This is a genomic window from Vibrio splendidus 12E03 (genome assembly GCF_000272105.2).
GTDB lineage: Bacteria > Pseudomonadota > Gammaproteobacteria > Enterobacterales > Vibrionaceae > Vibrio > Vibrio splendidus_I.
Window position 1 is genome coordinate 16,916 of sequence record NZ_AJZD02000029.1, and the last position, 10,492, is coordinate 27,407.

Consider the following 10,492-nt stretch of genomic DNA (forward strand, 5'->3'; position numbering starts at 1 on the left):
GAGTGAGCGGTATTTTGTGCCGCTCATTCATAAAGCTAAGATTGAAAGATCTCAGTAATTTCAGTATTTAATAACAAAAAAATGAAGTGAAGGAATCCCTATGGCTCTAGAAAGAACGTTCTCAATTGTTAAGCCGGATGCAGTTAAGCGTAACCTTGTTGGTGAAATCTACCACCGTATCGAAAAAGCAGGCCTAGAAATTATTGCTGCTAAGATGGTTCGTCTAACTGAAGAGCAAGCGAGTGGCTTCTACGCTGAACACGAAGGTAAAGAGTTCTTCCCGGCTCTTAAAGAGTTTATGACTTCTGGTCCTATCATGGTTCAAGTGCTTGAAGGCGAAAACGCTATCGCTCGTTACCGTGAATTAATGGGTAAAACTAACCCAGAAGAAGCGGCTTGCGGCACTATCCGTGCTGACTACGCAATCAGCATGCGTTACAACTCTGTACACGGCAGCGACAGCCCTGAGTCTGCAGCTCGCGAAATCGAATTCTTCTTCCCAGAATCTGAAATTTGCCCACGCCCAGCTCAATAATCGGCACAGCAAATGATTCTAAAGGCTTCACTTCGGTGAGGCCTTTTTTGTAAGTGGATTTTACGCTCTCGATAATCAATTTAGTCGTCATTCCCGAAAGCGACGAAGGAGTGCAATCGGGAATCTTTTATTTAAATTGGCTAATATCAGGCCGATAAATACAACTGTTCAAATTTTAATCGCTTAAGTTTGAATGTCTTAATAAACACAGGGTTTTACAATGCTTGTTGAAGTTGCGTAAAGCCTGTACAATTCGCGCCCTTAATTATTGTTCCGTCATTGAGAGGCATCATGACCACAGCTAAAGTCAATCTACTCGATTTTGATCGTAAAGGTCTTCGTAAATTTTTCACAGAAGAACTGAATGAGAAAGCATTTCGAGCAGAGCAAGTGATGAAGTGGATTTATCACTTCGGTGTCGATGACTTCGAACAAATGAACAACATCAACAAAAAGTTACGTGAGAAACTTCAACGTCGTTGTGAAATTGTGGCACCTGTTGTTTCTGAAGCTCAACACTCTTCAGATGGCACAATTAAATGGGCGATGAGCGTTGGCGACCAAGACGTTGAAACGGTATACATCCCAGATGGTGACCGTGCGACGCTGTGTGTATCTTCACAGGTTGGTTGTGCTCTTGAATGTAAGTTCTGCTCTACAGCTCAACAAGGCTTTAACCGTAACCTAAAAGTTTCAGAGATTGTTGGCCAAATCTGGCGTGCATCTCGCGAAATCGGCCTAGAAAAAGAAACCGGTCGTCGTCCAATTACTAACGTTGTAATGATGGGTATGGGCGAGCCTCTATTGAACATGAAGAACCTAATGCCATCATTAGAAATCATGCTTGATGATCTAGGTTTCGCACTGTCTAAGCGTCGTGTAACTGTATCAACTTCTGGTGTTGTTTCTGGCCTTGACCAAATGACAGACAACATCGATGTAGCATTGGCTATTTCTCTACACGCGCCAAACGATGCACTACGTAGCCAAATCATGCCGATCAACGACCGTTGGGATATTCAAGACTTCCTAGCATCTGTTCGTCGTTACATTGCATCTTCAAACGCTAACCGCGGTAAAGTAACGGTTGAGTACGTGCTATTGGATCATGTGAATGATGATATGGACCACGCACGTGAACTTGCAGAGCTAATGAAAGAGACGCCTTGTAAGATCAACTTGATTCCATTCAACCCTTACCCGGGTTCGCCTTATAAGAAGCCAAGCAACTCTCGTATTGATCGCTTCCAAAAAACGCTGATGGAATACAACTACACAGTAACCGTTCGTAAGACTCGTGGTGATGATATTGATGCCGCGTGTGGTCAGTTAGTCGGTGATGTGATTGATAGAACCAAACGTACCAAAATGATCAAAGCAGCCTCTGAAGCGAACTTGATTGCCGGTGGTGTGATTGAAGTAAAAGCGGTATAAAACGCGATTAGAACCTAAACAAGCCAGAAGTCCTACTTCTGGCTTGTTGCTTTTCTGGGGTACAGTTTTTGATTTTTTGGACTTCTTGCCCACGCTTTCTTACATTTTTCGTCAAATTTTGGACAAAACCATGAGCTGACGGTAAATTTTGTTTAAAGTGTTTTTGCCTTGTAATGGCATTAGCTTATGATTAACTAATCTTAAATTAATTTAAGTGCTCGCTTGCTACTGATCATCAATATGTCTATTTAGGTTGGCTACTTGATAAACTAGCTTCCTGAGAAGGTCATCCATAACAAATGAATGATGTTCGCCTTTAAGGGTTGATGATTTAGATAGCAGGAAAAATTCCACATAACGTGGGTTGTTAGATTGAGCTTAAACGACAATAAGAAAACGCTCTCCTCAACCTGCGATAATACTTTAGAAGTTCACTCTCTATGAACACAGAACACGACACACAAACGCAAGAACCAATCGCTCCAGCTCTAGAAGCGGGGACGCTACTGAAAAATCAACGAGAAGCTCTTGGTTTAACACAAAAGCAGATCTCGGATCGCCTAAAACTACGCATCTCTTTAATTCAACAGATTGAAGAAAACCAATTTGAGTCAGACCAAGTCGCAACCTTTATGCGTGGTTACATCCGTTCATACGCGAAATACGTCAATCTTGATGAAAAAGTGGTACTGAACGCGCTTCGCCACTCTGGTGATGCTCAACATGAAGATCAAGAAATGCTGAGCTTTTCTCGTAAGACGAAAACAGAAAAGCACAACAGCCGTATTATGCTGCTGACTTGGGGTATCTTTGCAGTTATCGTCGGTATCTCTTCACTGTGGTGGTGGCAGAATCAACAACAAGACACCCTATCTCAATCTCTGGCTAACACTGAAAGTTCAGAAGAGCTTGCGGTGGAAGAGTCACTGGACCCGGAGTTCGCCTCTTTAGATGTGATTGAAGCTGAGCAAAACGACGCTGCTGCTTCTGTGATAGAAGATACTGAAGGCCTTGCTGCAATCAGTGATGCGGCAAATACTTCAGCTGCACTTGACGTGACCGATGAACAACCAGCAGTCGACGCAGAATCAGCTGTTGAATTAGAAACCGTTGAAGCAACAACTGCTCCTGAAACAACGCCAACACCTGAAGTGGCAACCAAAGCGCTAACGATGCAGTTTACTGCAGACTGTTGGATTCAAGTTAAAGATGCGACCGGCAAAACCTTGTCAACGGGCATCAAAAAAGCGGGTCAGTCACTAAATCTATCAGGAACTGCGCCATATAAAGTGATTCTAGGTGCGCCAGAAGGCGTATCAATGACATTTGCAAGTGAACCTGTCGACCTTTCTGGGTATACTTCAGGCAAAGTAGCCAGAATAACCTTACCTTAGAGTTAATATGCAACACGAATCTCCTATTATTCGTCGCAAATCAACCCGTATTTATGTGGGTGATGTGCCGATCGGTGATGGTGCACCTATTGCTGTGCAATCCATGACCAACACAAGAACAACAGACGTAGCCGCAACCGTTGCTCAAATTAGAGCTCTGGAAAAAGTTGGCGCTGATATCGTTCGCGTATCCGTACCGACTATGGATGCCGCTGAAGCCTTTAAGCTAATCAAGCAGCAGGTCTCTGTTCCTTTGGTTGCTGATATTCACTTCGACTACCGTATCGCACTTAAAGTGGCGGAATACGGCGTTGACTGTCTGCGTATCAACCCAGGTAACATCGGTAACGAAAGCCGTATCCGCTCAGTTGTTGATTGTGCACGTGATATGAATATTCCGATTCGTATTGGTGTTAACGGCGGTTCTCTTGAGAAAGAGATCCAAGAGAAATACACAGAACCTACAGCTGAAGCGCTTGTTGAATCAGCAATGCGCCACGTCGATATCCTAGACCGTCTGAACTTTGATCAATTCAAAGTCAGCGTTAAGGCGTCTGATGTCTTCCTTGCTGTCGGTTCTTACCGTTTGCTGGCTAAGCAGATTGATCAACCTCTTCACCTTGGCATTACCGAAGCGGGTGGTGCGCGTGCAGGCTCTGTGAAGTCAGCGGTAGGTTTAGGTATGCTTCTTTCTGAAGGTATCGGCGATACGCTGCGTATCTCGCTAGCGGCAGATCCTGTTGAAGAGATCAAAGTTGGCTTTGATATTCTTAAATCTTTGCGCATTCGTTCGCGTGGCATCAACTTCATTGCGTGCCCGAGCTGTTCTCGTCAAGAGTTCGATGTTATTAACACCGTTAATGCCCTTGAAGAACGCCTAGAAGACGTGATTACTCCAATGGATGTATCTATCATCGGTTGTGTGGTTAACGGCCCTGGTGAAGCTGAAGTGTCTCACTTAGGTTTAGCTGGTAGTGCACGTAAGAGTGCCTTCTACGAAGACGGTAAGCGTCAGAAAGAGCGCTTCGACAACGATGACCTTGTCGACAAACTTGAAGCTAAGATTCGTGCAAAAGCGTCAGTGCTTGATAAAGCAAATCGCATAGATGTAGAAAACTTAGAAGATTAATACAACGCGATGGGGTGTGTTTGTCTATTCGCTCTAACACCTGGTCGTGAGAAATTACGGAATAAATACTGTGGCTAAAAATATCCAAGCAATTCGAGGCATGAACGACTGCCTTCCAACTCAATCACCACTGTGGCAGAAAGTAGAAAGTGCAGTTAAAAACGTGGTGAGCGCATACGGTTACAACGAAGTACGTATGCCTATCGTTGAAGAAACAAACCTATTTAGCCGTGCAGTTGGTGAAGAGACAGACGTTGTTTCTAAAGAGATGTACACTTTTGATGACCGCAATGGCGATAGCCTAACGCTGCGTCCAGAAGGCACAGCGGGTTGTGTACGTTCATGTATTCAAAACAGCCTTATCAACCGTGATGAACAGCGCCTATGGTACATGGGCCCGATGTTCCGTCACGAGCGTCCTCAAAAAGGTCGTTACCGTCAATTCCACCAATGTGGTGTTGAGGTGTTTGGCCTAGACGGTCCAGACGTTGACGCAGAACTTATCATGATGACAGCACGTCTATGGCGTGAGCTAGGTATCGACAAGCATGTTCGTCTAGAGCTGAATTCAATTGGTTCTCAAGAAGATCGCGTAAGCTACCGCACAGCGTTAGTGGCTTTCCTTGAGCAACACATCGATGTGCTAGATGAAGACTGCAAACGTCGCATGCACACCAACCCACTTCGTGTACTAGATACTAAGAACCCAGACGTTCAAGCTATCTTAGGTGACGCACCTCGACTATCTGAATATCTAGGTGAAGAATCGAAGCAACATTTTGCTGGTTTGTGTGAACTTCTTGACGCTGTTGGTATCGAATACCAAGTTAATGAGCGTCTAGTACGTGGCCTAGATTACTACAACCGCACTGTATTTGAGTGGATCACAGACAGCCTTGGTGCTCAGGGTACAGTATGTGGTGGTGGCCGTTACGATGGCCTTGTTGAGCAACTAGGCGGCAAAGCAACCAATGCGGTTGGTTTCGCAATGGGTCTAGAGCGTCTAGTTCTTATGATGGAAACGCTAGAGCTTACAGAAGTTCGCCGTAGCGTTGATGTATACGTAGTTGCTGCTGGCGAAGGTACTATGATCGCGGGCATGCAGTTAGCGAATCAATTACGCGACACTGTTGAAGGCGTACGTGTAATGAACCACTTCGGTGGTGGTAACTTCAAGAAGCAATTCAAACGTGCTGACAAAGTAGGTGCTGTTGTGGCGCTGGTACTTGGTGAGAACGAAGTTGCTGACAATACAGTTGTGCTAAAAGATCTGGTTGGCGGCGAGCAAGAAACCGTGTCTCAAACGGACGTTGCAGAGAAAGTTGCTGCGCTAATCTAATTAGCCATTGAGCAAACGCTCATAATGAATACTAACGTCAGCACTATGCTGGCGTTTAAAGAATTAAAGAGGACAGGAAGTGGAACTTTACGATAGCGAAGAGCAACAAGTTGAAGCCATTAAAGATTGGTGGAAAGAGAACGGTAAAGCCGTAATCTTTGGTGCGGTTATTGGTTTAGGTGGTCTATTTGGCTGGCGCTATTACCAAGATTCAGTCGTTGAAGCGCGTGAAGCAGCTTCAGAAGGCTACACCTCTGTAATTTCAGCTCTTGATACTAAGGGCGTTGATGCTCAATCTGATATTCAAGCTTTCATCGACGCAAACAAAGACGCTGAGTACTCAGTACTTGCTGCTATGCAATTGGCAAAAGTACAAGTACAAGCAGGTGAGCTAGCAGCAGCACTTGAACAGCTAGAGTGGGCAAAATCGGCAACTAAGGACGCGGCACTTGCGCCACTACTTACTTACCGTGTTGCACGTATTAAAGCTGAGCAAGGTGAATTTGACGCAGCACTGACTGATCTTGCTGCTATGACAGATGAATCTTGGAAAGGCCGTGTTGCCGAACTGCGTGGTGATATCTCACTTCGTAAAGGCGACACTGACGCAGCATACAGTGCTTACACAGAAGCACAGCAAGCTGTTGACGCTAGCCAAACGCTTCAAATCAAACTTGACGACCTAGCTAAATAAGGCGCTTTGAATGAAGAAGATGTTTCCAAAAGCGGCGTTGTGTGCGATTGCTCTTGGCCTACTAGCTGGCTGTGCGGGTGAAGAAGACACCGTAATCATGGCTCCAGTACCAACGGTAAACAGCGAGTTCACTCCTAGTCAGGAATGGTCGACGTCGGTTGGTGATGGTGTTGGTCATTACTTTTCAAAACTAACGCCAGAATTGGCTTACGACAAAGTGTTTGTTGCAAGCCGTGAAGGTCTGGTTAAAGCGCTTGATCCTGATACAGGCAAAGAGCTGTGGAAAGTCGATCTTGAGAAAGACGTACTGGCTCGTTTATCAGGCGGCCTAACGGCGGCTTACGGTAAAGTATTTGTTGGTTCTGAAAATGGCGAAGTGATCGCACTGGAAGAATCGACCGGTGAAGAGCTGTGGCGTGTATCAGTGAATGGCGAGGTGCTTGCATCCCCAGCAACTGATAGCAACATGGTCATTGTTCATACCAGTCGCGGTATGTTGATCGCGTTAGATCAAGCAAGCGGTGAACAAAAATGGACCATCAGTACGGAAGTACCAAGCCTAACACTGCGTGGCGACAGCTCGCCTGTTGCGGTTTCTGGTGGTGTATTCTGGGGCACAGCAAATGGTCGTCTAGCTGCGGCTATCGTTGACCGTGGTCAGCTTATTTGGCAACAGCCAGTAGGCACACCAAAAGGTGCAACGGAAATTGATCGTTTGGTTGATGTTGATGCATCTCCAATTGTTCTTGGTGGCACCCTGTATACCGTAGGTATCAATGGTCAGCTGATTGCTATCGACCTTCGTTCTGGTAAGCCAATTTGGAAACGTAACTACTCATCAGCGATTGATTTAGCAAGTGATGGCAGCCGTTTGTTCGTTGTTACCGACAAAGACCATGTGGTTGCGGTTGATGCGCGTAGTGGTACTGAACTGTGGAGCACTCCATTGTTAGAAAACCGCTTACTGACAGCACCTGCTATTATTAATGGTTATGTGGTCGTGGGTGATACTGAAGGTTATCTGCACTGGTTGGATCGTTCATCGGGTGAGTTTGTTGCACAACAGCTTGTCGATGATAGCGGCTTTGCGGTTGCACCAATTGAACTGCCTGAAGGCTACTTAGTGACGACTCGCAATGGCGATGTAAAGAAACTAACGATTAGCCAATAAAAGCGTGATATAATTCACAGTCGGCTCCTGGTTGGTAACAGCCAGGAGCCGTTTTGTTGTTAAAAATTAATAAACCGTGTGGTTATAGGTAAGAGTTTAAACTTGCGAACAAGTGCTTACCTATAACTACATTTAGAGAAGAAATTGTAGAGGTTGTTATGGTACCTGTTGTTGCTCTAGTAGGGCGTCCGAACGTAGGTAAATCTACGTTATTTAACCGATTGACTCGAACTCGTGATGCATTGGTTGCGGATTTCCCTGGCTTAACGCGTGACCGTAAATACGGTCATGCTCATTTTAGCGAGCATGACTTTATTGTTATTGACACTGGCGGTATCGACGGTACTGAAGAAGGTGTTGAAACTAAAATGGCTGAGCAGTCGCTAGCGGCGATTGATGAAGCTGATGTCGTTCTATTTATGGTAGATGGCCGTGCGGGTCTAACACCTTCAGACGTGGCGATTGCTAAGCACCTACGTCAACTAGAAAAGCCTTCAATGCTAGTAGTAAACAAGGTTGATGGTATCGACCCTGATGCTGCAAGTGCTGACTTCTGGCAACTAGGTGTAGAAGACATGTACCAAATCGCTGCGGCGCATGGTCGTGGTGTTACTGCACTTATTGATCTTGCTCTTAACCCATTCGCAGAAGCGTTAAAAGCTGAGAATGGCGAAGTAAGCGATTTAACTGAGTTTGAAGACGAAGAAGAAGAGCAGGTTGAATTTACAGAAGAAGAAGCTGAAGCAGAATTCAAGCGTCTTCAAGATCAACCGATCAAGCTAGCGATCATTGGCCGTCCTAACGTAGGTAAATCAACGCTAACTAACCGTATTCTTGGTGAAGAGCGTGTGGTTGTTTACGATATGCCAGGTACGACTCGTGACTCTATCTACATTCCAATGCAGCGTGATGAGCGTGAATACGTTCTAATCGATACTGCGGGTGTTCGTCGTCGTAAAAACATCAACGAAACGGTAGAGAAGTTCTCAGTGGTTAAAACACTGAAAGCGATTGAAGATGCTAACGTTGTATTGCTGCTTATTGATGCTCGCGAAAACATCTCTGATCAAGATCTAAGCTTGCTAGGCTTTGCGTTGAACGCTGGTCGTTCAATTGTTATTGCCGTAAACAAGTGGGATGGCCTAGATAACGACGTTAAAGAGCGCGTTAAGAAAGAGCTAGACCGTCGCTTAGGCTTCGTTGATTTCGCACGTATTCACTTTATCTCTGCACTTCACGGTACAGGTGTTGGTCACTTGTTTGAGTCTGTACAAGAAGCTTACAAGTCAGCGACGACTCGTGTTGGTACTTCTGTTCTGACTCGTATCATGAAAATGGCAACGGATGATCACCAACCGCCTATGGTTCGTGGCCGTCGTGTGAAACTGAAATACGCGCACGCTGGTGGCTACAACCCACCGATTATCGTTATCCACGGTAACCAAGTTCGTAACTTGCCAGATTCATACAAACGATTCTTGATGAACTACTACCGTCGTTCACTAGAAATTATGGGTACACCTATTCGCATTCAATTCCAGAACAGCGAGAACCCATTTGAAGCTAAGACTAACAAGCTGACAATTTCTCAAGAACGTAAACGTAAGCGTATGATGAGCATGGTTAAAGGTCGTAAGTAAACCTTTCCAATAGATTTGATACCCGAGCCTGTCTCGGGTATTTTTTTAAGCAAAATTCACGTTAAGCCACAACAATATGTTTTTATCATCATGGCTCAACGAATCAGACTAGATTCCAAAAGAAGAACGATATGACTACTAGCGATTTGATTACATCTGCGTCAGCAATCACACCAACCATCACTCAATTTTGTCATCAGGCTTGGCAGCTCAATGCTAAAGCGCTGTACGTTGAAAGCGACGACAACAAAACTTACCTGATCACCGACTTAACACCTTTCCACCCAGTGAGTCATATTTGGCCCGATCACCCTGCAGACCAAGGCTTTGTGAATGTTGGTGACGTGCAATATCCCGTTGAAGACTGTCTTGTTGGTGCTATAGAACAATCTACTGGCAAGCTTCATATCGCAGCAGATATCCCTGTTAAGCGTGATACGGAAGGGTGGGCGTTTGTTGTTGTCCACCAGCTACCTTCATCTGCTTCTATGATTAAGGTTAACGATGAAGTCGTGTTGTCGGTTGATAAAGAGTACCAAGCCAGTTTGAGCCGTGGTCACAGTGCTGGTCACATCGCTTTCCTAGCCTTGAATAAAGTATTGGCTGAAAGCTACTGGCGTAAAGATGCGGACAGAAAAGATCCGCTTGGCAGTTACGACTTCAATAGCTACGCACAAGTGACGAGCTTTGTGACTCCAGAGCTGTGTACCGATAAGTATCGCTTAGGCAAAACCTTGAAGAAGCGTGGTTTGAACGTTGCAGACATGCTAGCAAACCTTGATGGTATTGAAGCCGACATCAATCAAATGATTGCAGGCTGGCTAGCAGAGTCTACTTCAGTAGCAATGAGACTGGAAGGCGAGGCATTAACAGACTCTCGTTACTGGGAATGGCAGCTCAATGCAGACACTCTCGTGTCTATTCCGTGTGGTGGTACTCACATTGAGAATACGTCAGAGCTTAAAGCATTATCGGTTAAGTTAACCCAGTTAGATGACCAGAATATTGAAATGCTGACGCATGTAATTCGATGATTTAGACTACAGATCGAAATGTCTTATGCTGTTTGTTTTGTTTTTATATGTAACTTTTAATATAAATGACTATTTAAAATTGAAATGCAGCACATGTAACTTATGCTTTCGGTGTGTGGTGA

9 protein-coding genes are annotated in these 10,492 nt (G+C 45.0%); all 9 read left to right on the top strand.

Annotated elements, in window-relative coordinates; genetic code table 11:
- The first annotated feature begins 100 nt into the window (after positions 1–100).
- The 9 genes from ndk to A142_RS03335 all read left to right on the top strand — a co-directional run bounded on the left by ndk (position 101) and on the right by A142_RS03335 (position 10,370).
- Positions 101–535 (top strand): nucleoside-diphosphate kinase, encoded by a 435-nt coding sequence (ndk, locus tag A142_RS03295; RefSeq protein ID WP_016797173.1) that lies wholly within the window; start codon positions 101–103, stop codon positions 533–535.
- A gap of 291 nt (positions 536–826) precedes the next feature.
- Positions 827–1,969, top strand: coding sequence for a bifunctional tRNA (adenosine(37)-C2)-methyltransferase TrmG/ribosomal RNA large subunit methyltransferase RlmN (locus tag A142_RS03300; protein WP_019822113.1), 1,143 nt, complete (start codon positions 827–829; stop codon positions 1,967–1,969).
- A 440-nt stretch (positions 1,970–2,409) separates the two neighbouring features.
- Complete coding sequence (rodZ, locus tag A142_RS03305; protein ID WP_019822115.1) at positions 2,410–3,363, top strand: cytoskeleton protein RodZ; 954 nt, start codon at positions 2,410–2,412, stop codon at positions 3,361–3,363.
- A 7-nt stretch (positions 3,364–3,370) separates the two neighbouring features.
- Complete coding sequence (gene ispG / locus A142_RS03310) at positions 3,371–4,492, top strand: flavodoxin-dependent (E)-4-hydroxy-3-methylbut-2-enyl-diphosphate synthase (protein ID WP_009848294.1); 1,122 nt, start codon at positions 3,371–3,373, stop codon at positions 4,490–4,492.
- 70 nt (positions 4,493–4,562) lie between these two features.
- Complete coding sequence (gene hisS, locus A142_RS03315; RefSeq protein ID WP_019822118.1) at positions 4,563–5,831, top strand: histidine--tRNA ligase; 1,269 nt, start codon at positions 4,563–4,565, stop codon at positions 5,829–5,831.
- Positions 5,832–5,910: 79 nt separating this feature from the next.
- Positions 5,911–6,525, top strand: coding sequence for a YfgM family protein (locus A142_RS03320; RefSeq protein WP_019822120.1), 615 nt, complete (start codon positions 5,911–5,913; stop codon positions 6,523–6,525).
- Positions 6,526–6,535: 10 nt separating this feature from the next.
- Positions 6,536–7,696: an outer membrane protein assembly factor BamB gene (bamB, locus tag A142_RS03325; RefSeq protein WP_019822122.1), complete on the top strand. Its 1,161-nt coding sequence runs from the start codon at positions 6,536–6,538 to the stop codon at positions 7,694–7,696.
- A 158-nt stretch (positions 7,697–7,854) separates the two neighbouring features.
- Positions 7,855–9,336, top strand: a complete 1,482-nt coding sequence (der, locus tag A142_RS03330) for a ribosome biogenesis GTPase Der (protein ID WP_017062511.1) — start codon at positions 7,855–7,857, stop codon at positions 9,334–9,336.
- Between the two features lie 131 nt (positions 9,337–9,467).
- Positions 9,468–10,370 carry a metal-dependent hydrolase gene (locus tag A142_RS03335; RefSeq protein ID WP_019822125.1) on the top strand — a complete coding sequence of 301 codons (903 nt, stop codon included), beginning with the start codon at positions 9,468–9,470 and terminating at the stop codon, positions 10,368–10,370.
- Positions 10,371–10,492 lie beyond the last annotated feature (122 nt).